Below are 26,825 nucleotides of genomic sequence, written 5' to 3' on the forward strand. Positions count from 1 at the left end.
GTGTCGTTAATGCTTTGCCTTTGGACCGGCACCCGTCGAGGGCGCGCGACCGGGCCCGTTCGCGGGGGGGTTCGCGGGCGGCTCCTTACGCGCACGCCCAGAGTCGCTCGCCGTGCTCGCGTTGAGGTCGACCAGCGCGACGCGCTCGAGGACCAGCCCCTCCCAGGAGCTCTGCGCCACGGCCGCACGATCTGCCCCGCCGATCCCCAACCGTTCGAGCGTCGCCTCGCTCGGAGGAACGGGGTAGGCGTCCGGGTCGAGCACGAGGCCGAAGCGCTTGAGGAGCGGACCCGGCTCGAGCGGACGTTCTCCCACGAGCACGAACCGCTCGGTGTCCGCGGCCACGCCGACCTTCGCGAGCGCACGGCCGAGCTGATCATCCCCGGCGACGTAGAGCGCGAACTCCGCCCCTCGGTCCCGCAGGCGCGACTCGCCGTGCTCGCGTGATCTACCGAGATGCGCCCACGCCGAGAGGAGGTGGCGTTCCCCCGCGATCGCACGACCGTCAAACAGGGCCACCAGCGCGTCCGATTCGAGCGCGAGGGCACGCAAGGTCCGGATCATCGCGCCCGCATCGGTCTTCGCATTCCCGGCCCGTCGCGCTCCGACCGCCCAGAGCTTGCGATTCTCGGTGGCGGGCAGCGGAGTCATGGAGCTGGGGTTCACTCCTGGAGGAATCGAAGGAACTCTTCGTGGGTCCGGGGCTTCAACGTGTAGTTCTCCCTCTTCTCCTGGCCAATCGTGGAGGTCGGAGTGGGCCCGTAGTCGTGGCCGGGCAACACGACGAGCGCGTCGTCTAGACGGATTACGCGACCGAAGAGGCTGTCGTACATCTGCGATGGGCTTCCTCCCGGCAGATCCGTCCGGCCGCATTCGCCTACGAACAGGGTGTCGCCCGTGGCGACGTTCCCCTCGAAGAGATAGAGTACCGAGTCCGCGGTGTGCCCCGGAGTGTGGAGCACGTCGAAACGGATCCGTCCGATCTCGATGCGATCGCCATCGTCGACGGATCGATCCTGGCCGAGCGGAGCCGAGCGGTGAGCGACCACCTTCGCGCCGGTGCGTTCGCGCACCTCCCCGTTGCCCGCGATGTGATCCGCGTGACTGTGGGTGTTGAGGACGTACCGCACTTGGACCCGGTGCGCGTCGATCGAGCGGAGGACCGGCTCGATGCCGTAGGAGGGATCGATAACGACCGCGTCCCCGCCCTCCCCGCTCGCCACGAGGTAGGTGAAGTTGAGGTACGGGCCGACCCGGTGCTGTTCCAGGATCACGAAACGGCGCAGGGGCGGTGTGTATTTGACGCTCGGTGGGGTCGAGGGTGCCTCAGGGAGGGCTCTCTTCGCTCGTTCGCCGGCCCGTCACGGCGTCCAGGACGACCCGTCCGTCGTTCCCCTCCACGTACCAGAAGGGTACATAGATCAGGACCCGGGGACCGATCTCGATGTCCCCGATCGCCGGAGGGAGGCGTCGGGTCTCGATCACGATCGCTTCGCCGTGCTGTTCGGTGTGATCGACGTTCACCGTATGGTGACGTCGGATCGCCTGGAGCGCAATCGCGAGGGCCTGAGGTTCGGTGATCTCCGGATGCAGGCGGGGCTGGTGACCGGGGAGATCACTGACGAGCTCGCGCTCCTGCGGCTCCCAGATCTCGGCTCGGCGAGCGAGTGCATTGACGGCGACCACGTGGTCGGACACGACGCCCGCTCCACCGTGGGCGGAGGGGGCCCGCACCCGGTAGGGAGCGAGGAAGTACGGAACGAGCCGCAAGGTGTAGCGCACGCCGACGCCCGCGACCAGCGCTTCGACCTCCTCCTGACCGATCCGCGGACGGATCGTGTTCGCGCCCTCCGGTATGAGGAGGGCCGGTGCGACCAGACCTGCTGCGGGGGAGGAATCCGGGCCTTCGGGGACTGGGAGCATGGGGCCGAGCAGGAGCTCTCCAAGTGCAGGGCCGAGGGTCCCGGGATCGAGCACCTCGATGCCCCGACGCGCCGCCAGCTGTCGAGCGACCTCCCCGGGGTCTGCCGGGTAGTACAATACGCGATGGACGGAATCCGGTGGGTACCACGATTCGAAGTCCGCGGGCGAGTTGAGCGCGGCCGCGGCCACGAACGCCCGACGGTCCCACGCCCGGACGGAGATCCAGCCCTGCGGCTGATCTTCGATCCGGTATCCCGCGGCCTCGAAGAGGCGGCGCAGTTCTGCGGCCGTACCTGCCCCCTCTCCCATCGCCTCTCAACGATGGGAGCGGGCCCTAATATCTTCCTTCGGGGAGTGGTGCCGGTCGGCCGAAGCCATTTAGAGCGATCCGCGCGTGGACGCGCTCGCCGATGGGGGAAAATGCCCACCTCCGCGTCGCAGAGGTCTCCCAGCAGGACGTCGGCCTCGGGGCCGCTCGTCTCGACAACCAGACGCGCCAGCGGCTGAAGGTCGGGATCGGGGATATCGTCGAGATCCGGGGTCGCAAGACGACCCCCGCTGTGGTGAGCCGGGCGCCCGCCGACGACGAGGGAAAAGCACTCGTCCGCGTCGAGGCGGTCGTTCGCCGCAACGCCGGCGTAAGCATCGGGGACCGCGTCCAGGTGACCCGCATCGACTGCCCACTCGCCGACGCGATCACCATCGCACCGATCTACGCCGGCTCCTCTCGCATGGACCTCGGACCGGGGCTGGACGCTTTCGTCCAGAAGGCGCTCGCGCGACGCCCGTTCGTTCGCGGGGACGTGTTCGTGATCCCCGGGGTCTTCCTCATGGGGGGCTCGCTACCGTTCATGGTCGTCTCGACACAGCCGAAGGGGATCGTCCAGGTGGCGCCCTCGACCCTAATCACGATCAAGGAGGAGACGGTCAGCGAGACCGAGGTCTCAGCCCCCCGGATCTCCTACGAGGACATCGGCGGCCTGAAGGAGAAGCTCGGGCGCGTCCGGGAGGTGATCGAACTCCCCCTCAAGCACCCCGAACTCTTTGACCGGCTCGCCATCACCCCACCGAAGGGCGTCCTGCTCTACGGACCCCCGGGCACGGGCAAGACGTTGATCGCGAAGGCCGTAGCCAACGAGGCCGGGGCGCACTTCATCGGGATCCAGGGCCCCGAGATCATCTCGAAGTACTACGGAGAGAGCGAGAAGGAGCTCCGGGAGAAGTTCGAGGAGGCCGAGAAGAACGCCCCGAGCGTGATCTTCATCGACGAGCTCGACTCCATCGCACCCCGACGGGACGAGGTCGTCGGCGAGGTCGAGCGACGGGTCGTCGCCCAGCTTCTCACGCTCATGGACGGGCTCTCCGGCCGAGGGAACGTCATCGTCATCGGGGCGACCAATCGGGAAGAGGCGATCGATCCGGCGCTGCGGCGCCCGGGGCGGTTCGACCGCGAGATCGAGATCGGGGTCCCGACCCAGGCCGGGCGCCTCGAGATCCTCCAGATCCACACCCGCGGCATGCCCATCGAGGGGACCGAACGCGAGCGCGAACGGACCCTGCGGGAGCTCGCCGCCCTCTCCCACGGGTTCGTCGGAGCCGATCTCTCCGCGCTCGCCCGCGAGGCGGCGATGCGGGCGCTCCGCCGGTACCTGCCCGAGATCGACTTCGACCAGCCGATCCCCATCTCCCTCCTGGAGCGCATGAAGGTCACCGACAAGGACTTCCGAGAGGCGCTCAAGCAGATCGAGCCGTCGAGCCTGCGCGACGTCACGATCGAGATCCCCTCCACGCGCTGGGAGGAGGTCGGAGGGCTCGCGAGCGTCCGCCGGATCCTCGAGGAATCGGTCGAGTTGCCGTTCAAGAACCCCCAGGTCTTCGAGCAGATGGGGATCGAACCGTCTCGCGGGATCTTGTTCTACGGGCCTCCCGGGGTCGGGAAGACCCTGCTCGCCAAGGCCGCGGCCACCGAGAGCCAGGCGAACTTCATCTCGGTGAAGGGACCCGAAGTGATGAGCAAATGGGTCGGGGAGAGCGAGAAGGCGATCCGGATGATCTTCAAGAAGGCCCGTCAGGCCTCCCCCTCGATCGTCTTCATCGACGAGATCGATGCGATCGCGCCGAAGCGCGGGCTCCAGAGCTCGAGCGGCGTCACCGAGCGGATCGTCAACCAGCTCCTCACCTCGATCGACGGGCTCGAGTCGTTGGAGCGGGTGCTCGTGCTGGCGGCCACCAACCGACCGGACATCATCGATGAAGCGCTCCTGCGCACGGGGCGCTTCGACCACTTGCTCTACGTGGGACCCCCCGACTCGGTCGGACGGCTCGAGATCCTCAAGGTGCACACCCGGAAGATGCCGCTCGCTCACGACGTCGATCTCGAGCAACTCGCCGCGCGCACGGACGGGTTCGTGGGGAGCGACCTCGCTGCCCTCTGCCGCGAGGCGGGACTCGGGGCGATCCGCGAGAACGTGAAGGCCACGAAGGTGGGGATGGCTCAGTTTGATGCGGCCCTGCGACACTTGCACCCGTCGTGCGATGCCGAGAGCCTGCGGTTCTACGAGGAGTTCTCGCGCCACCTCCTCCGCGAGCGGGCGACGCGGCGCAAGGAAGAGCCCGTCCAGGCGATCTACCGATAGAGAACGCCTCGGCCGGCGGCGGACCGCACCGTTTGTTAGGCAAGCTATATGTATAGCGACTAGGTTCGCCGCCGAGTCCTCCGATAGGGGGACGATAGAAACGGGAGTCGTGAAGTCGTTGCATCGAGCCGTGCCGCAGGTCGCCTTGGTGGGATTGGTCTTGGTCGTCCTCTTGGCCGCAATTGTGCCGGTCGGGGCCGCCCCGGCTACGACGACAACCACGTACACGCTGTACGGGTACGTCACGCAGCCGACGGGCGCGCCTAACCCGGTTCCGGGCGGGGTCACGGTCAGCCTCGTCTCCCAGGCCACGAACCAGACCTACACGACCACCACGATCGGGTCGAGCGGTCAGTTCACGTTCTCGAGCGCCACCAACGCCCCGGGGCTCGCTCCGGGCTGGTGGGGCGCCTGGGTCGCGCCGCAGGCGAAGCTCAGCCTCTCGGGCTGCAACCCATGTGCGGCCATCCCTCAGAACCCGAGCCCCGCGTTCCACTACTTCTCAGCGGCGAACCTCAGTTCAACCGGACCCGGCGCGCCCGTGGCGATCACGGGGGTCTCGATTCTTCCGTACTCGTCGACCCTTAACGGGACCGTCACGTACGCCGGCCGAACGGTCGTCTCGACCGTGGAGATCCTGGACCCCGCCTACAACGCATTCGTCCTGAGCTCGAACACCACGAGCTCGAACGGGTCGTACAGCCTGCGCGCTCCCGAAGGGACCTGGGTCGCGGAGACGATCGTTCCGGGCCCGACCACGCACTACAACTTCACACAGGTCGTGATCAACGCGGCCCACGAGTTCCGCAACATCTCGGCCAACAACTACCTCATCTCGGGCTTCGAGAACATCGCCGGAACGAGTCCCGCCGTCCACGTGCCCAACGGAGGGAACGTCACCATCTACGACCCGAATAACGGGTACATCTACTCCGGCAGGACCTCGCCCGGTGGGTTCTACTCGTTCGGCACGTACCCCCTCAACTTCGCGAGCGGGCCGCAGCCGTTCGACGTCTTCCTGTCGTCGGTCGGCTACTCCACCGCGTACTACGCCCAGACGGTGTCCGCGAACTCGCCGGTCTACCAGAACGTGGCCGTGACGGCGATCACGCCGCCGGCCGTCTACAACACCGTGCTGAACTTCTCGGGCTTGACGCTCGGCACGACCGGGAACGGAACCCTTTCCGTCAACACCACGGCGCAGCTCAGCTCGAACGCCGTCCTCCCGTACTTCGCGAACGCCTCGGTCGGCGACCTGTGGTCGCAGCTCGGGCTCGACTACAACTCCTCGGTCTACTTCCCGGCCTCGTCGCTGGGGGCGGCCGCGTCCGCGATCCAGTTGGCCGGTCCGTTCTTCCCGGCGGTCCAGGCAGCGACCACGGTCAATGGCACCGCCTTCACCGAGCCGGCCACGAACACGTTCACCTACGCGTCCACCTGCACGGCCGGTTCCTGCGGTCCGACGAGCACCGCCACACTGACCCTGAACTACGCCCAGAGCTACGCGCTGAGCTCTACGCTCCGGGCGAACAACAGCAAGTACACGCTCCAGTTCGACTACCGCTACCCCACGCGCGCGCAGGCGTTCGTCTACAACGTCGTCCTTCCCCAGGGATACTCGCTCGTGGCGGGGACGACCGCCCCGACGAACACCCTGCTCAGCGCGACGGGAAGTGGAAGCACGTGGACGTCCTTCTCGCTCACCCCGCTGTCGAGCGGGTCGGGAAGCGGCACGGCGACCCTCTCGATCGTCAAGTACGGAGGGGTCACGGCCGCCGTGAACGCGTCCGCCGCGAGCTTCACGTTCTCGCAGGCGAACGTCCTCAACCAGAGCAAGGGCAACTACACCGTCGTGGTCGGAGAGGGCCAGGGCGTTACGTTCAGCGCGTCGAACTCGATCTATCCCGCGGGGACCAACGGCTCACAGTTCGTATGGCACTTCGGGGATGGGAGCTCGCCCGTCTCGACCAACAGCCCGACGACGAGCCACACCTACACTGCCCCGACCACCTCGACTCCGCTCACTGGCAGCCTGACCGTGACGAACTCCGGTGGCCTCACGAACACCGTCGCCTTCCACGTCTGGGTCGTCCCGGCCGGCCTCACGAAGGCGAATATCTCCTACAACGCGACGGGCACCCAGGTCCGTCAGACCTCGCCCGGCGGCACCACGTACCTCTACCTCAACTGGTCGACGGCGATCCAGTTCAACGCATCGGGCAGCTCCGGCAACTTCACGGCGCCCCACGTCCCGAGCGTGCTGTCAGTCGCCTCGTTCGTGGTCACCGCGAACGACTACAAGACGGTCGCGAACTTCTCGGTCGGCCAGGGCGCGCGATTCCTCTCGAACTGGTCGCTCGCTTTCCTCGGAAACGGCCTCTACCTCACGAACGGGCTCGTCGGTACCTTCTCCGTGCCGTTCCTAGGCTGGCAGTACAACATGACCCTCACCGTCTGGGATGGTGCGGGCCACTCCGCGAGCACGAAGCTCGTCATCCTGGTCGTGGACACGCAGAAGCCCGTGCCGGCCTTCGCGATCCAGAACTCCAGTGGCCAGACGGTCCCGGGCAGCGGTGTCATCGAGGGGGCGAACGGAACCGCCCAGGTCCGGTTCAATGCCGCGAACTCCACCGACCCGAACAATGGCTCGATCGTGCGGTACTCCTGGCACATCAACAACACCGGGAACAAATCAATCCAGGTCTGGTACAACCAGACCGCGAACGCCCCCGGCTACGCGTACCCCGGTGCATGGACGTACTGGCTGACCCCGCAGTCCAAACCGTACACGATCAACCTGACCACGACCGACCGCAACTCCAACGTCGCATGGACGACTCAGGCGCTCACGGTCTCCCCGAACTCCACGACGCGGCCGATCATGGCGGCGACCAACCTGAACGCACCCGGCACGATGAACGCCGGTACGTCGTACACGATCTGGGTTAACGTCACGGTCGGAGGCGGCTCCAAGGCCGTGGCGACCAACGTACAGGTGGCGTTCTACCTCATGGCCCCGAGCGGGACCGGCTCGCAGAACTTCATCGTCAACGCGGGCTCGACTGCGGTGGCCTTCTACAACTACACCAACGGGGTCGTCAACCCGACCCCCTGGGCCTTCGGAACGATCTCGAGCCTGCCGCATAACGCCACTGTCCGTGCGCAGATCTCCTGGACGCCCGGCCCCACGGGGAACTGGATCCTCTACGCGAACGCGACCGCCTCGAACGAGTTCCCGGCCAACTACGTCAACGGCCCGAACATCGCGTCGACGCCAATCACGATCAACCAGAACCCGACCAACCTCTACATCGAGTACGGGATCATCGCGGCGGTCGCGGTGGTCATCATCGTGCTCCTGGTGTTCCTGTTCCGCCGCCGCGCCCACCGTGCGAACCCCAAGATGGGGAAGCCCGGCCTCGAGCGCGGCTCGAAGAAGGACAACAAGCAGGCGTAGAGCGGTCCGTCGGTTCTACGGACCCCGCGCCGGGGTGTTCGTAGACCGGGCCGCACGCGATCGGGCGGCGTGCTCGGCGAGTCGTGGGATCGACCAGACCGCGATGCGGACCCGATGATAGGTATCCACCACCCCGGTCCGATCGGTCGGAAAGCGCGCCCGGGCTCGCTGTACGGCCCTTCGGTGGGGTCCCTCCGGGACGTTCCACTGATTCGACCACTGCCGGTGCTCGAGGATCTGGAGGATCCCCTCCGTGCTGGTAGTGTCGGTGTACTCGATGGGCTCAAGCCATCGGTCCGGCGGCAACTCTTCGGCCAAACGCCGCTCGTGGATGCCGGGATGCGCGGTGGAGATCCCCTCCTCGGCGAGGGACCGGTAGTACTCCGAGGCCGGCCCGTCGCGCCGTTCGGGGTCCTCGAGCACCGACAGGTACTCGGTGCGGGTCACCCGAGAGATCTCGTGGAGGACGTGGGCCCAATCGACCAGGAGATGCGTGAGGTGCACCGTGATCGCGGCGTCGAACGCACCCTCGCGGAAGGGCAGGTGCGCCCCGTCCGCAACGAGACCGGCGGTGAGGCCCTTATCGACGGCGCGGCGCAGCATCGGACGCGAGACGTCCACCCCGACCACCGAGATCCCCCGCTGCACGAGAGGAGCGGAGATGCGGGCCGTTCCCACCCCGACCTCGAGGAGGGATCTCCCATCGAGCTCGGCCGCGAGGCGGGCGCCGAGCTCGTCGCTCACCGCAGGAGGAAAGCCGCGAGTGGCGTCGTAGTAATCAGCCGCACGGTCAAAGGAGGTGCGCGGCGGTCGCCGAGAATCGTCGCGATGTTCAGCCGTACGGGCCGACCTCGTCAAGCAGGTCGACGTGGGTGAGGAGCATCCGTCGGCAGCAGTACCGCTCGAGGCCGAGCGCGTCCAGTACGTCACCGGCGTTCTCCCCGCGCGCCGTCCGGTCGAGATACGGGTCCCAGAACTGGCCGATCACGGTCCCGCACGTGAAGCAGCGGATCGGGATCATCATCGTCATGTTCGATCTCCCTCCCTCGCTCCGCTCAACGGTAGGACTTCTGTCGGCGCTTGCGGGCGCCGCGGCCGCCGGGGCGCTTGGGCAGCTTCCGGCGCGGGTCGTTCACGATCAGCGAGCGATCGTAGCGCTTGAACATCTCGGCGAGCGCGGGGTCCTTGATCCAGCCGAGGAGGCCGCGCGCGACCGCCGTCCGGGCCGCCGAGGCCTGTCCCATGATGCCCCCGCCTTGGACGTGGACGGAGATGTCCACGGTCTTCCACTTGTCCCCGACCATGAGCAGCGGTTCCTGGATCTTCAGGCGAACGAGCTCGGGCTCGACGAACTCGAGCGGGGTGTCGTTGATGCGCACGCGGCCGGACCCCTTGCGGATCGAGGCGCGGGCGATCGCCTCCTTACGCTTGCCCGTCGTGAGCACGACTGTGGGCGCCTTCATACACGCGCCCCCAGAAGCTTGGAGACCTCGCCGAGTGTGATGGCGGTGCGCAGCGTCGCCGGCGCCTTCGCGATGTCGAGGACCTCGCGGGGGGTGCTCTGGTATTCGGCCGGAACTCCCATGAAGACCTCGAGGCGATCGTAGGCTTCCTTTCCCCGGGTCTTGAGGTGGGGCAGCATCCCGCGGACGGTCCGTCGGAAGATCCGGTCGGGGTAGCGAGGGAAATGGGGCCCGGAGCGCACCGAGCCTCGCGCGCGGGCGGCCGTATAGTGCGCGATCACGCTCGCGCGCGGTCCGGTAACGACGCACTTCTCCGCGTTCACCACGACGATCTGTTCGCCGGCAAGGAGGCGCTGCGCGATGAGGCTCGATGCCCGGCCGAGGACGAGGCCCGAGACGTCGACCACCTTCGCCGACGCTGCGGGAAGGGCGGCCGCCGCTTCAGCCAAAGATCCGTACCCCCGCCCCGTCGGGCTTGGACTTGATCAGCTCGTGGATCGTCAACACGGTTCCGCCGGCCGCCTGGATCTTCGAGCGCGCCGCGGGAGAGCACTGGAACGCTGCGACCGTGATCGGTTTGGAGATCGAACCATCGGCGAGGAGTTTACCGGGAACGACGACGACCTCCTCGCCCCGGACGAGTCGGTCGAGGTGTCCCACGTTCACGGGGTTCGTCTGGTGACGCGCGCGCCCGAGGCGCTGGGCCACCGCCCCCCAGATCGCGGCGTCGTTTACCTTGGCCGCGATTTGGAGCTCCCGCACGGCGTGGGAGAGCTCTGGATTCAGCTTGTCCAAGATGGGGGCCATGGGCGGAACGGCTCCGACCAAGGTCGCCGATATAAGCGTTGCCGGCCGCCGGTGGAGCCCGGGCGTGCGTCCTGAGGTTTTGGCTCTGCGGCGCCCGGCGCACTAGCCAGTTACCGCCACCGGGCGCTTCCCATCCAGCCAACGGTTAAATAGCGTGGCCCGACATGGCCGAGTGAGGCCACGATGCGCAAATTCCTCACCGAACTACGGGGAAAAACCGTAATGACCAACGACGGACAGATCCTCGGAATGATCGACAACTTCGTCGTGGATACGGTCACCGGCATCATCGCCCATGTCCTCGTCACCCCGAACGAAGATATCGAGCCCCGCCTGTTCCAGAGCGACGCGTCCGGCCGCCTCGTGCTCCCCTTCAAGAGCATGCGTGCCGTCAAGGACGTCGTCGTGATGGACATTGGCAAGTGAAGCACCTTTTCGTCCGCTAGTCTCGGTCGTCATCACCGTCCGGAACGAAGAACCGAACCTCCGTCGACTGTTCGAGGGCCTGCTCGTTCAGGAGCCGCCGTTCGAGATCGTCTTCGTCGACGCGCTGAGCCGGGATCGGAGTTTCGAGATCGCCGAGGAGTACGCCCGGCGCCATCCGGGCATCATCCTCGCCTTCCAGCGCTACGGATCCCGCGGGGTCGGGCGGAACGCGGGTGTTGCGCGCGCACGCGGGGAGTTCGTCGCCTTCATCGATGGAGACTGCGTTCCGGACCCCGCGTGGCTCTCCGCGCTGCGCCGGGAGCTCCGCCACGCTGAGGTGGTCGCCGGACGCACGGAGCCGATCGGTCGCGTCCGGTACGGAGCGCTCGAGCGGATTGAGCTCTACCAGAAGGGGAGCGACGTGACATATCCCTCCTGCAATCTCGCCTACCGGCGGGCGCTGTTCGACCGACTGGGAGGATTCGACCCTCGCTTCATCACGGCGGAGGACATCGATCTGAACCTGCGCGCGGTCCGCCGGGGCGCGACGATCCAGTACGCCCCGGACGCGGTCGTCTACCACCAGATGCGCACGACGGTCCTCCGGTTCCTCTATCAGGCCTTCTGGAACGGCTACGGTCGCAAGCAGCTGACGGAAAAGCACGGATCGCTGTGGTCGGACTACCGGCCCCGGCGGCTCCTCCAACGGCAGCGAGGCGGTATGGCGTGGCTCCGCCTCTGTGCCGCCGCATTCGGATACTCCGCGCGGATCGTGGGCGGATGGGGTTCCCGGCTCACACCGGCAGCATCGTCTCCGATCGTAGCGAGCCCGGGAACGGAACGCTGAGCGGAGCGGCGAGGACTACCCGCGTCCGGTCTTCTGCAGCTCGAGCAGATCGGCGGTCGAGACTTTCTCGCCCTTCTTGAGCCGGGCGAGGAAATCCTCTTCCTTCGGAGGCTCGGCCTCTTCGCCCCATTCGGCCGGGGCGCGGCCGCCGCGGGTCGCGTAGAGCATCTTCTCGATGTCACGCACCTCCTCAATCGCCGCGATGTGCGCGCGGTGGAGCTCGTCCGCGCGACCCTTGACCTCGATGAGCCGGGCCTGCACCTCGTCGGCCTTGCGTCGGAGCTCGTCGACCGACTCGTACAGAGCGACCATCGCCTCGTGGGCGTTCTGAGCCGCCTCGGCGTTCTGACCGACGGCCGCGTGGTGTTTCTCGGCCTCGACCCGGGCCTCGTTCATGGCCTGCAGTGCCTGATCGACCTCGGGATCGCGGCGCAGCTGCTCGTCCTGCTCCCGGATCGCCTGCTCGAGGCGCTTCATCTCCTCGATGAGGCGCTTCTCCTGCTCGGTGGTGTGCGCCGTCGTCATGTGGCGGAACTCGAGCTCCTTGAGCTCCTTCTTCATCCGCCAGACGGGGACGGCTCCGGGGCGCGGTTGGCGGTTGCGCTTGAGCTCCTGGACCCGGTCGCTGGTCTCCTGGAGCTTGCGGTTCCACTCCTCGCGGAGGGCCTTCTCCTCCCGGACCTGCTCGTTCAGCTCGTCCCGGTGCCGCCGGTGATCCTGCGCCTCCGCGCTCTTCGCGTGGAGCTCGTCGAGGATGCGGCCGCGCTCGTCCGCGATCTGACGGGCCTCCGCGTTGAGCCGGTCGCGCGCCGCCCGGTGCTCGTCCGCCCGCTGATTGGATTCGATGCGCTTGCGTTCGAGCTCTTGCGTAGCGTCGGCCAACCGACCACCTCCGACCGGCGCTCCCGATAGGGACCGGGGCATCGTTCGAGAGAGGCGGCCGATATAAGGGCTTCTCGTGAATCCCGCGGCGGGTCGAAGGCGGAGGCACGGCCGGATGCTTCCTCGGTCGCGGCAGGCTAATATCGGGCGGCCCGCTGAATTGGGGCGTGGAGGAGGTCGGCCGCATTTTCGGAGACGTCGGTCTCGGTCGCTTCCAGCTCAGCCTCACCCATCCGGTCGAGCGGGGCGACTACCTGTGCGTCGAGGACGACCTGCACGGCAGCGTGCTCTGCCAGCTCGACGATCTCCAGCGCAAGAGCGATCTCGACATCGAGCGCGCGCGCACCCTCGTCTCCGCCGACGAAGCGTCGATCCGCGAGAACCTGCTCGGCATCGCGCGGATCGTCGGGTTTCGGGACCCCCAGGGTCTCGTGAAGATCCCCACGATCCCCTTCCGCCCCGGCGCTCGGGTCTACCGCGCCGAGGACCCCCTCATCGCCAAGGTGCTCGGCCTGAGCCACCACACGAACTCCGGCGCGTACATCGGACTCCTGCGCAACCACGACCTTCGAGTGGAGCTGGACATCAACCAGCTCGTCCAACGCCACGTCAGCGTGCTGGCCAAGACGGGCGGTGGGAAGAGCTACCTCCTCGGGGTCCTCATCGAGGAGCTGCTGCGCCACAAGGTCACGTGCGTCATCATCGACCCCCACGGGGAGTACAAGTCGCTGCGAACGCCGGCCGACAAGAACGGCGCGCATCACCGCTTCGGCGTCGAATCGCAAGGCTTCTCCCGCCAGATCCAGGAGTACTCGCCCGACGTCTCCCTCAACCCCTCGGCGAAACCGTTGACGTTCTCGCTGCACCACCTCGAACCGCGCGAGCTGCTGGTGTTCATGGGGCTGACGAACATCAAGACGTTCCTCGCCCCGCTCAAGCAGCTCATCGAGCGCGTCTCGACAGCGAACCCGGACTACACCGTCGCCGATCTCGTCCGCGCCGCGGAGAGCGGCGAGGGGGCGATCGCGGAGACGCTCCACGAGCGCCTGCTCTACGTGGAGCAGACCAAGCTCCTGGGACCCCAGGGCACGAGCCTGAGCGATCTCGTGAAGAAGGGAGAGGCGACGCTGATCAACCTGCGCGGGGTCGCACCCGACGTGCAGGAGCTGGTCGCCGCCCGGATCTCGTCGACCCTGTTCGAGAACCGGAAGAAGGGCAAGATCCCACCGCTCTTCCTCGTCATCGAGGAGGCGCACAACTTCGCTCCCCAGCAGGGTCAGGTGGTCTGCTCTCGGATCCTGAAGACGATCGCGAGCGAGGGCCGCAAGTTCGGTCTCGGTCTGTGCGTCGTCACCCAGCGCGCCGCGCGCATCGACAAGAGCGTCCTGAGCCAGTGCAACACCCAGCTCATCCTCCAGGTGACGAACCCGCTCGACCTGCGCGCGATCAGCCAGTCCATCGAGGGGCTCACCGCCGGGATGACGGAGATGATCCAGTCGCTCCCGGTCGGGGTGGCCCTGATCACCGGAGGGGGCTATCACACCCCGCTCTTTTGTGAGATCCGACCCCGCGCGACCCGGCACGGCGGGGAAAGCGTCCAGATCGTCGAGAACTGAGGCGCGATCGCGCCCTAGCGGGCGTAGTCGATCAGGAACCGGGTGACGAGTCGTACGCCAAAGGCGGTCGCCCCGATGCCCTGGTACGCCGGCTGGAGCCGCCGGGTCGTGATCGTAGTGTACGCTGCGCCGGCGATGTCGAGGTGAGCCCACGGCCCCGATCCGGCGAAATGTTCCAGGAACGCTCCGGCCGTCAGCATCCCCGCGAGCGGGATCTCGATGGAGTTGCGCACGTCGGCGACCTCGCTCTTGACCAGCTCCCGGTGGTAGTCGGTGAGCGGCATCCGCCATACGGGCTCGCCCGTCGCCTTGGAGGCCGCGAGGATCCGCGTCGCGAGGCGGTCGTTGTTCGACAGGAGCCCGGCCATATCATCCCCGAGAGCGACCACCTGGGCCCCGGTGAGGGTCGCCAGGTCCACGACGGCGTCCGGGTGGAACTGATCGACAACGAACGCGAGCGCGTCGGCGAGGACCACGCGGCCCTCGGCATCGGTGTTGGCGATTTCGATGGTCGAACCTCCGTAGGCCCTCACCACGTCCCCGGGCCGGTAGGACGTTCCGCTCGGTACGTTCTCCGCGCACGCCATCACCCCGATGACCCGCGGGCGGACCCGAAGCTGGGCGGCGGCCCGGAGGATCCCGAGGACCGCGACTGCGCCGCTCTTGTCGAACTTCATGTCCCCCATCTTGAGCGACGGCTTGATCGAGATGCCTCCGGAGTCGAAAGTGATCCCCTTCCCGACGACCGCGATCGTCGGGACCTTCGCCCCGGCGCCGGGGTACTCGAGGACGATCATCCGCGGAGGGTGGGCCGACCCCCCTCCGACCGCGAGATGGCCTCCGCAGCCGAGCCGAGCGAGCTCCTTTTCGTCGTAGACCGTGACCTTGAGATGCTCTGCCCGGGCGAGGTCCTCCGCCTCAGATGCGAGCCGCGAGGGGTGCGCCTCGTTCGCTGGAAGGTTCGCAATCTCGCGCGTCCAACGAACGGTCTCGATGAGGCTCTGTTCCTGGGCGAAGGCACGGCCGAGGGTGCGCGCCTGGGCGCGATGCTCGGAGCCGAGGCAGATCGTTCCTTCCTCCAGGAGCGGCTCCTTCGGCGCCTTGTACCGCGTGAACTCGTAGCTCCCGAGCCCAATCCCATCGGTCAGAGCGCGCACGGCCACCTCGGGGCTGACGGAGCGGCCGGTGAACGACGCGAGATGGAAGGCGACGCGGCGCACGCCCTTCCCGCGCACCGCTTTGACGGCGCTCGCCGAGGCGCGACGGATCCGCTCGGCGTCGAGCCGGTCGCGCGGGCCGAGGCCGAGGATCGCGATGCGTCCGGCTTTCTCGGTCCGGTGGAACACGCTCAGCTCTTGGAACCGGCCGCGGACCTCTCCCGAGGCCCATCCACGCTGGATCGCGCCTGCGACCGCGGCGTCAGCGGCCGCGAGCGACGAAGGGAACGAGGGATCCTTCCCCGTGGCCTCGGGTACCCCTACGATCGAAACGTCGGCGTCCGCCGCGAGCGCCCCTCCGGGATCGAGGCGCACCTTCACGGAGCGATCCGCCTACAGGGTGGGACGGAGCTTCTGCCGGTCGACCCGGACGCCCGCCGGGGTGATGCAGATCAGGTTCTTGGCGATCCCCGCGACATCACCGCCGATATCCTTCGAGACGTTCTTGAGATCAAGGCTCATGCGCCGCATCGCCACCTGATCGTTGGCGATCGAGGTGTAGTCCAGGACCACGATGTCGCCCTGGTAGGCGAGCTTCGAGTACGTGCCAACGTCCTCGTAGCGGAGCACTTCGGCCATCCGTACGGTGCCCCGGGAGCCGAGGGGAGAGTCCTCCCCTTCGAATCCCATCGCTCCGAGATCGAGGAAGCTGCCTTCCTCCAATGTTTCCGCCCCGTGATGCCGCCTGAGGATCCCACTTTTCGCCATGGCGTATCGTCCCGTACCTTCGAGAAGAGGGCAGTCGCTTCATAAGCATATGGTTCCACGCCCTCGGCGGCCCGGGAGTGGACCCCTAGGGAGACCCCGCCGCCGCCTCGCGCCGCGAGAGCGGGATCCGCACACAGATCGTGACGCGGTAGAGGTCCTGGCCGTCCTTACGGCCGTACAGGGTCGCGGACTCCTTCATCTCGGCCGCGAGGCGGCGCTGGGCGAGCCGGGCGAGGGAGCGGGCCGCCATGGTGTTCACGAGGTAGTAGTCCCAGCCTTCGGGCAGCGCCTCACGCCAGGAGATCGCCTTGCGCCAGTCGGCGCGCGCCTCGTGCATCAGTTCGTCCCATTGGACGTCCAGCCGGGCGCGAAGCGCCCCCGCCTTCTCTCGGGGCCCATCGAGCGTGCCGCGTAGCTGGAGCTGGGCGGTGTAGTAGTGGCCGCTCTTGCGCGAGCACTCCGGGCAGGTGTGGTGATCGACCTTTACCGTGAGCGGGACCGCGACCTCCCGTTCGATCCCGCGGAAGCGCAGGCTCACCCGCCCGATGTACTGGTGCAGGAGCGCGCTCGACCCGGTTTCCTCCCAGCGCACCGTCCGGATGCCCACCTCGGGATGGGCCTCCAATGCCGGGGTCAGGTCCTCTCCGGTGGGGAGCAGAGAGGAGCCCGAGCGCTCCCAGTGCGATCCCACCTGCCGGGCTCCGCACGTCGGGCACAGGACTACGTTGAACCGCTGCGGGGCCCGCACGAGGATCGAGCGGCCCATCGTGCACTCCGCGCAGATCCCATCGATGAGCTCGACGTCCGTATGGCCACAAGCCGCACAGAACTCTCCCGTACCCATCTCGGCGCTCTCCTAGTGGCTCATGCTGAAGATCATCGCGTGCGGAACGCCGCCGAGGGTGCCGGATCCGCCGGCCCCGACGTACCCGGCCTCCTCGGCCGCTCGCAGAACTCGTGGGCCGAGTAGGTTCGCGCTCGTCGCTTGCTCGAGCGCCCAGAGGAGCTCCTCCAGCGAGACCTGGCGTTCGCCGTAGAACTGGGGGGTGACCTTCGTGGCGTGCCCCGGCCCGATGGGCAGCTCGCGGCCCAAGAGTTCGGCATCGCAGGCCGCCACGACGATCTCGGACCGTACGCGGTGGACCCGCATGACGATCCCATCTGCCGCGGCCACGGTCGATCCTCCGCCTTCTAGCACCAGCGACGGTTATGAGCGGCGCGGTCGGCGCCCGGGTCGGCCTCGCCTAGAAGCGTACGAGCTGGAGCGCTCCGGGCCGCGGCTCGAACAGCTCCCCGGAGTTCTTGAGGTAAGAGACCAACTGATCGACCCGGTCCTGGGGGATCCCCTGGGGCTCGGCGGCCGCCCTCAACTGCTCCAGGGTGAAGGTCCGGCCGGGGTCGTTCGACTGGAGGTCGCGCATGATCTTCAACAGCACGTCCTGGCGCTCCCGCTGGCTGCGGCTCGTCCCGGTCGTGACCAGATCGATGTCGAGCTTGCCCTCCGAGCTTGAGACGCGGTGCAGGAAGCTGTCCATGATGCGCGTCGCCCGTTGCGCGTCCTCGACCGTCACGACGTTCGACAGGCGCGCCCGCGCCGAGGCTTCGCTCATGCGGACCAGCGCCTCCAGTTGGCGCGCGGTGATCGGGACGGGGGCGTCCGGCTCCTCGCCCTGCCGTCGGACGGTGACATAGAAGTCCTCGAGCACAGTCAGCGACGCGTCGGAGAGCGCGGGCCGGATCTTCCGGCGCGCGTAGGCCACGTATTTCTTGAGGAGGTCCGCCGAGAACGGCGCGGCATGGGTCCCCGGGGTCCGGCCGGTCGCGTCAGGGATCGCGGGGAGCTCCGAATCGCGGTGCGAACCCAGGATCCCCTTCGCCAACGTCCGGTCCCGCTCCTGGTTGGGCCGGTCCTTGATCGAGTAGATCACGTCGAACCGGGAGAGCAGCGTCGCGGGCAGATCGATCTGTTCGGCGATGGTCCGGTGATCGTCAAAACGCCCCCATTTCGGGTTCGCTGCGGCGAGCACGGGGCATCGGGCATTCAGGGTCGCGGTGATCCCGGCCTTGGAGATGGAAACGGTCTGTTGCTCGAGGGCCTCGTGCATCGCGGAGCGGTCCTCGGGGGTCATCTTGTCGAGCTCGTCGACGACCGCCATCCCCCCGTCGGCGAGCACCAGCATGCCCGCCTCGAGGACCCACCGCCCTCCGGCGAAGTCGTCCTTGACCGCCGCGGCGGTGAGACCCGCCGCGGTGGCCCCCTTCCCGCTCGTGTAGATGCCGCGCGGAGCGACATCGGCGATGTAGCGCAGCAGTTGGCTCTTCGCGGTCCCCGGATCCCCGACGAGGAGAACGTGCATGTCGCCGCGGGTCCGGATGCCGTCCGGGTGGCGTTTCGCGACACCGCCGAAGAGCTGGAGGGCAATCGCCTCCTTCTCCTCCTCCATCCCTTTGATCGTCGGAGCGAGGGAGAGGACGATCTTGTCGATCACCGTCGGATCGTCCTGGAACTGGAGGAAGAGCCGCTCCTCCTCCTCGGTGATCTCGATCTCGTCGTACTCGAGCTGCTTCGATTCGACCGAGTTGCCGATCAGCATGAGGTCGGAGACGGTGTTGCGTACGAGACCGCCTCGGCCGCCTCCGCTCGTGCGCTGTACTCCCTTCAGGATCCCGTTCGCGACGATCCGGTTCCCGGGAATGACGTGGCCGGCGAGGTCCTCCGTCAGCAGCACCGGTATCCCCTGGGGGTGGGCGCCTCGACGGAGCGACTCCGGGTTCTCCTGGACCTCGATCCGCTGGGAGTCGACGTAGGTCGACTTGTCGGCGAGGAAGCGGAACCGCGTCCGCCCCTGGGGCTTCCCGCACCCGCCCTGGGCCTCGGGGCATTCGAGTGGTTCCCGGAAGAGCATCGCGTCCGCGTCCTGCATCTCGTGGATTTCGGTCCGGCACGCAACGCACTCGAAGACCGCCTCCCGGACCTGGGGACGGACCTCCGTGACCTTGCGGACGATCCCGTCGAGCGCGAGGAATCGGCCGAGATCGGTCTCTCGGACGTCGCGGATCACCCGATGCACGGTCGGAGGGAGTCCCGTGATCCGCAAGCGCAGCCCCGAGAGCTCGGGCCGGTCGAGGGGCAGGAGCTCGCGCAGGCCTCGGACGCCGGCCGGAAGCACGTCCTCGGGCCGATCGAGCAGCAGGTCCCCGAGGGTCGTATCGATCCGATCGAGGGTCTGGAAGGGGATCTCGAGCGAGCGCTCCTCCGGGAAGCGGTCGGCGAGCCCGAGGATGTCGGCCCTCAGCCCCGCTTCTTCGAACACCGCTTGCCACCGAGCATGGAGCTCGGTCGGCGCGGGCAGGATCCGCTTCGCTGCGACCATCGATGGGTTCCCCTCACGGTTCGAGCCGGTAACGGTCGCGAGGGAATAAGCGCGCCTCCCGTATGTTCGGGAGGCGGGCGAGTGCCTGAACGAGACGGTCGATGCCGAGCCCCCAGCCGCCGTGCGGTGGCATGCCGTACCGGAACGCCTCGAGATACCCGGAGAACGACGCCGGGTCGAGCCCGGCTTCGCGGATCTGCGCCTCGAGACGATCGAGGCGGTGCTCGCGGGGACCCCCGCTCGCGATCTCGAGGCCCTGGTAGTCCAGATCGAAGTAACCCGTCAGGCTCGGGTCGTCGTCTCGTCGGCCCGCGTAGAACGTGCCGGCCTTGACGGCCGTCGGGTAATCGATCAGGAAGTAGAACGGGTTGCCAAACCTCTCCACTGCGATCTCTCCGATCACGCGCTCATCCTCGGTGCCGAAGTCGTGGCTGAGGTCGGTCCGGTTCAGCCACGAGGCGGCGGTCGCGAACGGGATCCGCGGGAACGGCACCACGATCTCCGGCAATCCGGCCGCGAGAGGATTGTCGGCGCGCATGAGCTGTTCTCGGCTGCTGCGGATGGTGTCGGCGATCACGCCCTCGAGCGCGTCGCGGACGTCGTCGGGGCCATCGATGTAGCCGATCTCGGCGTCGAGGCTCGTGAACTCGGTGATGTGACGCACGGTGTCGGAGTGCTCCGCCCGGAACGCCGGCGCGATCTCGAAGACCCGTTCGAACCCGGCGCCGATGAGCATCTGCTTGTACAGCTGGGGGCTCTGTGCGAGAAAGGCCCGCCCCTCGAAGTACTGGACGGGAAAGAGCGTCGCGCCTCCTTCGGCTCCCTGGCGCAGGAGCTTCGGCGTCTCGATCTCCAGGAACCCCCGCTCGATGAACGAGTGTCGAAATCCGCTCAGGAGGGCGGCCCGCAGTTCGAAAATCGCGCGCACGGAGGGCTTGCGCAGATCGAGGACGCGGTGGTTGAGCCGGGTGTCGAGCTCCGCCGGGACCTTGTCCACGACGCCCAGCGGGAGCGGGACCTCCGCCCGAGAGATGAGCCTCACGCGCTCGGGGAGGAGCTCGATCCCCCGGTTCGCGCGCTCCGATCGATGGACCGTCCCCTCGACCTCAACAATCGATTCCCGAGGGAGTTCGCCGAGGAGCGCGAACAACGCGGGGTCGGCCTGGCCCTTCTTCAGGGTGACCTGGGTCGTGCCCGACCGGTCCCGCACGAGAGCGAATGCGACTCCCCCGAGCGCGCGGTACTCCTCGAGATGGCCGGCGATCCGAACGGACGTGCCGTCCAGTTCGCGCAGCTCACGGGACGATCGGCGGGGTAGCGGCAGGGGTCGGCACCTCCTTGCGTGCCAGTGCGGCCCGGACCAGGGCGAGGTAGAGCGGATGCGGGGCCTCGGGGCGAGAGAGGAACTCCGGATGGAACTGCACGCCGACGAAGAACGGATGGTCCGCGAGCTCGAAGGACTCGACGCGGCCGTCCACCGCGTGCCCCGTGATGTTCAGGCCATGTGCCTGGAAGCGATCGAGGTAGGCCGGGTTGATCTCGTAGCGGTGCCGATGCCGCTCCCAGATCTCGGTGGCGCCGTAGCACTGCGCGATCTTCGATCCCGGGGTCAGCACCACGCGCTGCGTGCCGAGACGCATCGTGCCTCCCATCTCCGAGAGTCCCTTCTGCTGCTCGAGCAGACAGACCACCGGGTCGGGGGTTTCGGCGTCCACCTCGGTCGTGTTGGCGCCGGGAAGCGAGAGGACGTTGCGCGCGAATTCGATCGCCGCCATCTGGAACCCGTAGCAGACCCCGAGGTACGGGATCCCGCGCGTGCGGGCGAGCTCGATCGCGAGGACCTTCCCCTCGACGCCGCGCGCGCCGAACCCACCGGGCACTAGGACCCCGTCCGACCGCTCGAGGCGGCCGAGGAGCGTCGGGTTCTTCGCGATGTCCTCGGCGTCGTACCATTGCAGCCGGATGTCGCACCCGAGGTGGCCCTGGCAATGGTGGAACGCCTCCGAATGTGAGAGGTAGGCGTCGCGAAGCTCGGTGTACTTCCCAACCACCGCGATCTCGATGGATCCCTGCGCGCGCCGGTAGGTTGCCAAGAACTCCTTCCACGCACTGTAGTCCGGGCGGCGCTCGGGCAGGCCGAGGAGACGTTCGAGGAGTGGGCCGACGCCCTGGGCCTCGAGCACGAGGGGAACCTCGTACACGGTCGACTGGTCCGGCACCGAGATCACGGCCTCGGGCGGAACGTCACAGAACAGCGAGATCTTCGCCTTGATATCCGGGGCGAGGGGCAACGGACCGCGCGCCACGATCAGGTTCGGCCGGATCCCGATCGCGCGCAGTTCGCGGACCGAGTGCTGAGTGGGTTTGGTCTTGGCCTCGCCGACCGGCCCGACGACCGGAACGAGCGTTGTATGGACGAACACCATGTGGCCGTCCCCCAGCTCGTAGGAGAGCTCGCGCAGGGCTTCGAGGAACGGCATCGACTCGATGTCTCCGACGGTGCCTCCGACCTCGACCAGGACCACCTCGGCACCGGCCGACTGCGCCACCTCGCGGATCGCCCGCTTGATCTCGCCGGTGACATGCGGGATAATCTGAACGGTGTTGCCGAGATAGTCGCCACGTCGCTCCTTCTCGATGACCGCTCGGTAGATCTTCCCCGTGGTCAGGTTGTGGGTCCCGGACAGGCTCTGTCCCAGGAACCGTTCGTAGTTGCCGAGGTCGAGGTCGGCCTCGGTCCCATCGTCTAGCACGAAGACCTCGCCGTGCTGGTACGGGTTCATCGTGCCCGCGTCGACATTGAGGTAGGGATCGATCTTGAGGATCGTGACCGGGATCCCGCGGGCCTTGAGCAGACGTCCGAGCGAGGAGGTGGTGATGCCCTTCCCGAGGCCCGAAATCACGCCCCCGCTGACCACCAGGACCTTCACAAAACACCTCGGCCGCGGGTAAGGAATCCCTCCCATAAGGTCTCTGGGCGAGCATTGGAATCTGCCCCGGCGTGACGGCCGGTGCGCGCTCTCGGAGACCCGCCTCAGAGACGCACGCGCCGTCCCGCGGGGTCGCGCTTGAACGCGCCGAACTCCGGAAGCTCGAGAAGCTTGTCCGTGGGGAAGACCGGTCCTTCCACGCAAACGTGGAACGGCCCGAGCGCGCAGGCGTCGCACATCCCCAGCGCGCACTTCATCTGACGTTCGACCGACCCGTACGACGCGACCCCGCGCGCCTGCGCGAGGAGGGCGACCTTGCGCATCATGATCTCCGGCCCACAGCTCCACACCGCGTCGAACGCGTGCGCCGCCAGGAGCGGCTCGACGACGACGGTTACGTACCCTCTCGTGCCCGCGCTCCCGTCGTCGGTCGCGACCTCGACCGCCGCGCCCATCGTGGCGAACCGTTCCCGGAACAGGAGTTCCGCTTCGGTCGTCGCCCCGAGGGCGACCGTGACCTTCGCGCCGCCCGCGATCGCCCGCTCGGCCCCGGGGGCGAGCACCGCTGCTCCCGATCCCCCCGCAACGATCAGGATCCGCCTCGGGGAAAGATCGAATCGGTTCCCGTACGGTCCCCGGATCCCGAGGCGGGTCCCCGTTTCGATCCGCTGGACGTTCCGGCTCGTCCCGCCCATGGCCTTGACGGTGATCCCTTTGGAGGCGCCTTCGGTGTAGGAGAGCGACATGGGCAGTTCATCGTCCCCTGGGATCCAGACCATCACGAACTGACCCGGCTCTGCCGTAGGAACGTACGGAAAGCGGAGCGTGACGGTCGAGGGGGTCTCCTCGACTCTCTCCTGTACCGTGACGATCGTCCGCACGCTCCCCGTCTACCCCGAGCGCGATATATGCCCTGGGGCGAGCCGGGCGTCGCGCTCTCGAGCGGAACCGACCCTCAGCTTGTCGCGGAGTGGGCGACCCCGGTGGCGTCGCTCGCCCGCGCGAAGCCGAGCCTGTCGAGCAGCTCGGAGAGCTCCCGGCCGATCCGGCCGAACGCGCCAATCCCCTCGAATGCGACCTGGGTGCCGATCTCCACCGCGCTCGCTCCCGCCATGAGGTATTCGAGGACATCCCGGCCTGACGCAATCCCTCCCACCCCGATGATTGGGATGCGGACGCGCTCGCGGATCTGCCAGACGCAGGCGAGCCCTATCGGCTTGATCGCCGGCCCGCTGAATCCCCCGAGCCGGTGCGAGAGGATCGGGCGGCGCAGTTCGACGTCGATCGCGAGCGCACGCAACGTGTTGATTGCGCTGACCGCGGCCGCTCCCCCTCGCTCGGCCGCGGCTGCGAGGCCGGCCGGGTCCGCCGCATTGGGGGTGATTTTCGCGATCACCGGAAGCGGAACGGCGCGCGTGACGGCCCGGACGACCTCCTCGACCTGCGTTGGATCGCTGCCGATCTCACTGCCGTATCCCTTGGCGTGCGGGCAGCTCAGGTTCAGCTCGATCGCGCAGACGCCCGTCTTCGCCATCGCCGCCGCGAGCCTGGCGAACTCCTCGGCATCTCCCCCGAAGACGGACCCGATCACGGTGGCGCCGGCGCCCAGGGCGATCGCTATCTCTTGGGGGTACTCCTCAATCCCGGGGTTCGGCAGGCCCATGGCGTTGAGCATGCCCCACCGGTCGTAGCTCTCGATCGTTGGGTTGGGGTAACCGGGCCTGGGGAGCGACCCGATCGATTTCGTGATCACGCCCCCGGCGCCGGCCTTCCATGCTCCGACCAGCGATTCCCCGCTCTCCCCCCAGATCCCCGACGCGAGCAAGAGAGGATTGCGCAGTGCGATCCCCGCGCAGCGGACCGAGAGCTCGGGCATGTTCCAGGGGACTGGTGGTGCGCTTAAATCGGCTCGCTGAGATGTATCGGTTCCGATGCATCTCGACCGCCTGACCGATGCGGGGCGCGAAGCGCTCGAAGGCGCGTTTCGCCGCGCATCGGACCTGAGACACCCGGCCGTCGAGCCGGAGCACCTGCTCTCGGCCCTCCTCGAGGCCCCTCAGGGACCCACGAGCGTTCTGTTGCAGGCGCTGCACGCTCCGGTCGACACGATTCGCGCACGAGTTACCGAACGGCTGGGCGAGCTCCCGACCGCCGACCATGTCACTCCGTCCGACCAGTACGTCTCGCGCGCGCTCACCCAGGTCCTCGATGCCGCGGAAGCGCAGGCTGCGAAGCGCAAGGACCGGTACACGAGCGTCGACCAGCTCCTCCTCGGCTTACTGTCGGTCCCCTCTCCAGCACGGCAGATCCTCGAGGATGTCGGGGTCCACCGGGCGGGCGTCGAGGCCCAGCTCAAGGAACTTCGCGGAGGGGACCGCCCGGTCACAAGTCGCTCGGAAGAGGCCCAGTATCAAGCGCTCGAAAAGTACGGTCGCGACCTGACCGCGCTCGCGCGCTCGCGGAAGCTCGATCCCGTGATCGGTCGCGACGAGGAGATCCGCCGGGTCGTCCAGATCCTCTCGCGCCGGACCAAGAACAATCCGGTGCTGGTGGGAGAGCCGGGGGTCGGCAAGACCGCGGTCGTCGAGGGACTCGCCGTTCGGATCGCCCAGAACGATGTGCCGGAATCGCTCCGCGAACGCCGGATCGTGGCTCTCGATCTCGGCAGCCTCCTCGCGGGAGCGAAGTTCCGAGGCGAGTTCGAAGAGCGGCTGAAGGCCGTTCTCCAAGAGGTCGAACGCTCCCAGGGCCAGGTGATCCTGTTCATCGACGAACTGCACACGGTCGTCCATGCCGGTGCGACGGAAGGTGGGGCGCTCGATGCATCGAACCTACTCAAGCCGGCCCTCGCGCGCGGAGTGCTCCACTGCATCGGAGCCACAACCACCCAGGAGTACCGGAAGTACATCGAGAAGGACGCCGCCCTCGAGCGCCGGTTCCAGCCGGTTCCAATCCAGGAGCCCACGGTCGAGGACACCATCTCGATCCTACGGGGCCTGCGGGAGCGCTACGAACTCCACCACGGAGTCAAGATCCACGACGCGGCCCTGGTCGCGGCCGCGACACTCGCCGCTCGGTACATCCCCGACCGCCGCCTTCCGGACAAGGCGATCGATGCGGTCGACGAGGCCGCCTCGATGGTGCGTCTCGCGCTCGACTCTCGGCCAAGCGAGCTCGATCAATTGACGCGTCGCGTTCGCCAGTTCGAGATCGAGCGGGCGGCGCTCAAGCGGGAGAAGGACGTCGCGTCCCGAGACCGGCTCTCCAAGCTCGAGAAGGAGCTCGCGAGCCTGAAGGAGTCGGAGAACGCGCTCCAATCCCGATGGAAGCACGAGCGAGAGCGGGTCGCGGGTCTGCGCAAACTGCGCTCCGAACTGGACTCAGCGAAGGCCGCCGAGGAGGCCGCAGAGCGCGACGGCGATCTCGAGGCCGCGGCGCGATTGCGATATGGAACGATGCCGGAGCTCCAGAAGAAGGTCGAGTCGCTCACCGCCGAGGTCGAGACCCCCGTCGGGGGAAGCCTCCTGCGCGAAGAGGTCACCGAGGAAGACGTGGCCCACGTCGTCTCGAAATGGAGCGGCATCCCGATCAGCCGGATGCTGGAGGGCGAAAAGGAGCGGCTGCTCCATATGGAGGACGAGCTGCGCCGGCGGGTCATCGGGCAGAACGAGGCCGTGGAGGCCATCTCCAGAGCCGTGCGCCGGGCCCGCAGCGGGCTCGCCGATCCGAACCGGCCGATGGGTACCTTCCTGTTCGTTGGTCCGACCGGCGTCGGCAAGACGGAGCTCGCGAAGGCGCTCGCGCTGTTCCTGTTCCACTCCGAACGCGCGCTCGTGCGGATTGACATGAGCGAGTACATGGAGCGGCACACGGTCGCGCGGCTGATCGGAGCACCGCCGGGGTACGTCGGGTACGAGGAGGGCGGTCAACTGACCGAGGCCGTGCGCAGCCACCCGTACACGGTGATCCTCTTCGACGAGATCGAGAAGGCCCACGCCGAGGTCGTCAACGTGCTCCTCCAGCTGATGGACGAAGGTCGCCTGACGGACGGACAGGGACGCACGGTCGACTTCCGCAACACGCTCGTCATCATGACGAGCAACCTCGGATCCGAGCTCCTCAGCGGGGTCAGTTCGGATTCCGCCCGCCGCGCGCTCATCGAGCCGGCGCTCCGGGAACACTTCCGCCCGGAGTTCCTCAATCGGTTGGACGAGATCGTGCTCTTCCACGCGCTCACCGAGAAGGAGATCACCGAAATCGTCGGGCTCCAGATCGCTCAGGTCGAGGCGCGATTGAAGGACCGACGCATCGCGTTGAAGGTCACCGCGAACGCGAAGAAGCTGCTCGCGCGCACCGGCTTCGACCCGGTCTTCGGCGCACGTCCCCTCAAACGAACGATCCAGCGACTCGTGGTCGACCCGCTCACGGAGAAGGTCCTCTCCGGCGAACTCAAGGACGGGACCGAGATGACGGTCGACGTGCGCGACTCAGAGATCGTCCTCCGTTCATCGAATCCGCGTGCGGGGACCGTTCCGTAGG

At 67.6% G+C, this 26,825-nt stretch carries 24 protein-coding genes; 6 read left to right on the forward strand and 18 right to left on the reverse strand.

Going from position 1 to position 26,825, the window contains the following annotated elements; translation table 11 throughout:
• Window positions 1-6: 6 nt before the first annotated feature.
• From cgi121 to VMV28_03340, 3 genes are read right to left on the reverse strand one after another with little or no spacing between them, the layout of a single operon-like run.
• Window positions 7-651 carry a KEOPS complex subunit Cgi121 gene (gene cgi121, locus VMV28_03330; GenBank protein HUZ79632.1) on the reverse strand — a complete coding sequence of 215 codons (645 nt, stop codon included), beginning with the start codon at window positions 649-651 and terminating at the stop codon, window positions 7-9.
• Window positions 652-662: 11 nt separating this feature from the next.
• Window positions 663-1,274 carry an MBL fold metallo-hydrolase gene (locus VMV28_03335; protein HUZ79633.1) on the reverse strand — a complete coding sequence of 204 codons (612 nt, stop codon included), beginning with the start codon at window positions 1,272-1,274 and terminating at the stop codon, window positions 663-665.
• 52 nt (window positions 1,275-1,326) lie between these two features.
• Window positions 1,327-2,232 carry a hypothetical protein gene (locus tag VMV28_03340; GenBank protein HUZ79634.1) on the reverse strand — a complete coding sequence of 302 codons (906 nt, stop codon included), beginning with the start codon at window positions 2,230-2,232 and terminating at the stop codon, window positions 1,327-1,329.
• Window positions 2,233-2,333: 101 nt separating this feature from the next.
• Between VMV28_03340 and VMV28_03345 the strand changes: the two genes are divergently transcribed.
• Entirely contained in the window at window positions 2,334-4,559 is a 2,226-nt protein-coding gene (locus VMV28_03345) for a CDC48 family AAA ATPase (protein ID HUZ79635.1), read from the forward strand.
• A gap of 109 nt (window positions 4,560-4,668) precedes the next feature.
• A complete protein-coding gene (locus VMV28_03350; GenBank protein HUZ79636.1) occupies window positions 4,669-8,016 on the forward strand; it encodes a PKD domain-containing protein in 3,348 nt (1,115 codons plus the stop codon).
• 15 nt (window positions 8,017-8,031) lie between these two features.
• On the opposite strand, the gene VMV28_03355 is transcribed toward VMV28_03350, so the two are convergent.
• From VMV28_03355 to VMV28_03375, 5 genes are all read right to left on the reverse strand, one after another.
• A complete protein-coding gene (locus tag VMV28_03355; protein ID HUZ79637.1) occupies window positions 8,032-8,760 on the reverse strand; it encodes a class I SAM-dependent methyltransferase in 729 nt (242 codons plus the stop codon).
• 88 nt (window positions 8,761-8,848) lie between these two features.
• On the reverse strand, window positions 8,849-9,040 hold the full coding sequence (locus VMV28_03360; protein HUZ79638.1) for a DNA-directed RNA polymerase subunit N: 192 nt from the start codon (window positions 9,038-9,040) through the stop codon (window positions 8,849-8,851).
• Window positions 9,041-9,071: 31 nt separating this feature from the next.
• Complete coding sequence (locus VMV28_03365; GenBank protein HUZ79639.1) at window positions 9,072-9,479, reverse strand: 30S ribosomal protein S9; 408 nt, start codon at window positions 9,477-9,479, stop codon at window positions 9,072-9,074.
• The gene (locus tag VMV28_03370; GenBank protein HUZ79640.1) at window positions 9,476-9,928 is read right to left on the reverse strand and encodes a 50S ribosomal protein L13; all 453 of its coding nucleotides are present in this window, start codon (window positions 9,926-9,928) and stop codon (window positions 9,476-9,478) included. The genes VMV28_03365 and VMV28_03370 overlap by 4 nt, the downstream gene beginning before the upstream one ends.
• Window positions 9,921-10,286, reverse strand: coding sequence for a 50S ribosomal protein L18e (locus VMV28_03375; GenBank protein ID HUZ79641.1), 366 nt, complete (start codon window positions 10,284-10,286; stop codon window positions 9,921-9,923). The genes VMV28_03370 and VMV28_03375 overlap by 8 nt, the downstream gene beginning before the upstream one ends.
• Before the next feature lie 222 nt (window positions 10,287-10,508).
• On the opposite strand from VMV28_03375, the gene VMV28_03380 reads away from it, so the two are divergent.
• Together VMV28_03380 and VMV28_03385 are read left to right on the forward strand one after the other, a co-directional pair.
• Window positions 10,509-10,712 carry a PRC-barrel domain-containing protein gene (locus VMV28_03380; protein HUZ79642.1) on the forward strand — a complete coding sequence of 68 codons (204 nt, stop codon included), beginning with the start codon at window positions 10,509-10,511 and terminating at the stop codon, window positions 10,710-10,712.
• Window positions 10,702-11,559: a glycosyltransferase gene (locus VMV28_03385; GenBank protein HUZ79643.1), complete on the forward strand. Its 858-nt coding sequence runs from the start codon at window positions 10,702-10,704 to the stop codon at window positions 11,557-11,559. The genes VMV28_03380 and VMV28_03385 overlap by 11 nt, the downstream gene beginning before the upstream one ends.
• Window positions 11,560-11,574: 15 nt before the next feature.
• On the opposite strand, the gene VMV28_03390 is transcribed toward VMV28_03385, so the two are convergent.
• Window positions 11,575-12,441 (reverse strand): hypothetical protein, encoded by an 867-nt coding sequence (locus VMV28_03390; GenBank protein HUZ79644.1) that lies wholly within the window; start codon window positions 12,439-12,441, stop codon window positions 11,575-11,577.
• A 167-nt stretch (window positions 12,442-12,608) separates the two neighbouring features.
• Here VMV28_03390 and VMV28_03395 point away from each other — a divergent pair, with 167 nt between their 5' ends.
• Complete coding sequence (locus tag VMV28_03395; protein ID HUZ79645.1) at window positions 12,609-14,057, forward strand: ATP-binding protein; 1,449 nt, start codon at window positions 12,609-12,611, stop codon at window positions 14,055-14,057.
• Window positions 14,058-14,071: 14 nt separating this feature from the next.
• Here the strand turns inward: VMV28_03395 and VMV28_03400 are convergent, their stop codons facing one another.
• From VMV28_03400 to VMV28_03440, 9 genes are all read right to left on the reverse strand, one after another.
• Window positions 14,072-15,595 (reverse strand): leucyl aminopeptidase, encoded by a 1,524-nt coding sequence (locus VMV28_03400; GenBank protein ID HUZ79646.1) that lies wholly within the window; start codon window positions 15,593-15,595, stop codon window positions 14,072-14,074.
• Window positions 15,596-15,607: 12 nt separating this feature from the next.
• Window positions 15,608-15,982: a cell division protein SepF gene (gene sepF / locus VMV28_03405; protein ID HUZ79647.1), complete on the reverse strand. Its 375-nt coding sequence runs from the start codon at window positions 15,980-15,982 to the stop codon at window positions 15,608-15,610.
• Between the two features lie 85 nt (window positions 15,983-16,067).
• On the reverse strand, window positions 16,068-16,826 hold the full coding sequence (locus tag VMV28_03410) for a 60S ribosomal export protein NMD3 (GenBank protein HUZ79648.1): 759 nt from the start codon (window positions 16,824-16,826) through the stop codon (window positions 16,068-16,070).
• Window positions 16,827-16,838: 12 nt separating this feature from the next.
• Entirely contained in the window at window positions 16,839-17,156 is a 318-nt protein-coding gene (locus VMV28_03415; protein HUZ79649.1) for a DUF424 family protein, read from the reverse strand.
• Window positions 17,157-17,226: 70 nt separating this feature from the next.
• On the reverse strand, window positions 17,227-19,356 hold the full coding sequence (locus VMV28_03420; protein HUZ79650.1) for a minichromosome maintenance protein MCM: 2,130 nt from the start codon (window positions 19,354-19,356) through the stop codon (window positions 17,227-17,229).
• Window positions 19,357-19,369: 13 nt separating this feature from the next.
• The gene (gene aspS / locus VMV28_03425; GenBank protein ID HUZ79651.1) at window positions 19,370-20,770 is read right to left on the reverse strand and encodes an aspartate--tRNA(Asn) ligase; all 1,401 of its coding nucleotides are present in this window, start codon (window positions 20,768-20,770) and stop codon (window positions 19,370-19,372) included.
• Window positions 20,652-22,286, reverse strand: coding sequence for a CTP synthase (locus tag VMV28_03430; protein HUZ79652.1), 1,635 nt, complete (start codon window positions 22,284-22,286; stop codon window positions 20,652-20,654). The genes aspS and VMV28_03430 overlap by 119 nt, the downstream gene beginning before the upstream one ends.
• Window positions 22,287-22,390: 104 nt before the next feature.
• Window positions 22,391-23,167, reverse strand: a complete 777-nt coding sequence (locus VMV28_03435) for a dihydroorotate dehydrogenase electron transfer subunit (protein HUZ79653.1) — start codon at window positions 23,165-23,167, stop codon at window positions 22,391-22,393.
• A gap of 74 nt (window positions 23,168-23,241) precedes the next feature.
• A complete protein-coding gene (locus tag VMV28_03440; GenBank protein HUZ79654.1) occupies window positions 23,242-24,162 on the reverse strand; it encodes a dihydroorotate dehydrogenase in 921 nt (306 codons plus the stop codon).
• Between the two features lie 55 nt (window positions 24,163-24,217).
• On the opposite strand from VMV28_03440, the gene clpB reads away from it, so the two are divergent.
• Window positions 24,218-26,824 (forward strand): ATP-dependent chaperone ClpB, encoded by a 2,607-nt coding sequence (clpB, locus tag VMV28_03445; protein ID HUZ79655.1) that lies wholly within the window; start codon window positions 24,218-24,220, stop codon window positions 26,822-26,824.
• Window position 26,825: the final 1 nt, after the last annotated feature.

It is taken from the genome of Thermoplasmata archaeon, from assembly GCA_035532555.1.
Lineage (GTDB): Archaea > Thermoplasmatota > Thermoplasmata > Lutacidiplasmatales > UBA184 > Lutacidiplasma.

Excerpts from the sequence above, each read along its gene's own strand:
- cgi121 (HUZ79632.1), bottom strand. The coding sequence starts at position 651 with ATGACTCCGCTGCCCGCCACCGAGAATCGCAAGCTCTGGGCGGTCGGA.
- VMV28_03340 (HUZ79634.1), bottom strand. The coding sequence starts at position 2,232 with ATGGGAGAGGGGGCAGGTACGGCCGCAGAACTGCGCCGCCTCTTCGAG.
- VMV28_03345 (HUZ79635.1), top strand. The coding sequence starts at position 2,334 with ATGGGGGAAAATGCCCACCTCCGCGTCGCAGAGGTCTCCCAGCAGGAC.
- VMV28_03360 (HUZ79638.1), bottom strand. The coding sequence starts at position 9,040 with ATGATGATCCCGATCCGCTGCTTCACGTGCGGGACCGTGATCGGCCAG.
- VMV28_03365 (HUZ79639.1), bottom strand. The coding sequence starts at position 9,479 with ATGAAGGCGCCCACAGTCGTGCTCACGACGGGCAAGCGTAAGGAGGCG.
- VMV28_03375 (HUZ79641.1), bottom strand. The coding sequence starts at position 10,286 with ATGGCCCCCATCTTGGACAAGCTGAATCCAGAGCTCTCCCACGCCGTG.
- VMV28_03380 (HUZ79642.1), top strand. The coding sequence starts at position 10,509 with ATGACCAACGACGGACAGATCCTCGGAATGATCGACAACTTCGTCGTG.
- sepF (HUZ79647.1), bottom strand. The coding sequence starts at position 15,982 with ATGGCGAAAAGTGGGATCCTCAGGCGGCATCACGGGGCGGAAACATTG.
- VMV28_03410 (HUZ79648.1), bottom strand. The coding sequence starts at position 16,826 with ATGGGTACGGGAGAGTTCTGTGCGGCTTGTGGCCATACGGACGTCGAG.
- VMV28_03420 (HUZ79650.1), bottom strand. The coding sequence starts at position 19,356 with ATGGTCGCAGCGAAGCGGATCCTGCCCGCGCCGACCGAGCTCCATGCT.
- VMV28_03440 (HUZ79654.1), bottom strand. The coding sequence starts at position 24,162 with ATGCCCGAGCTCTCGGTCCGCTGCGCGGGGATCGCACTGCGCAATCCT.
- clpB (HUZ79655.1), top strand. The coding sequence starts at position 24,218 with ATGCATCTCGACCGCCTGACCGATGCGGGGCGCGAAGCGCTCGAAGGC.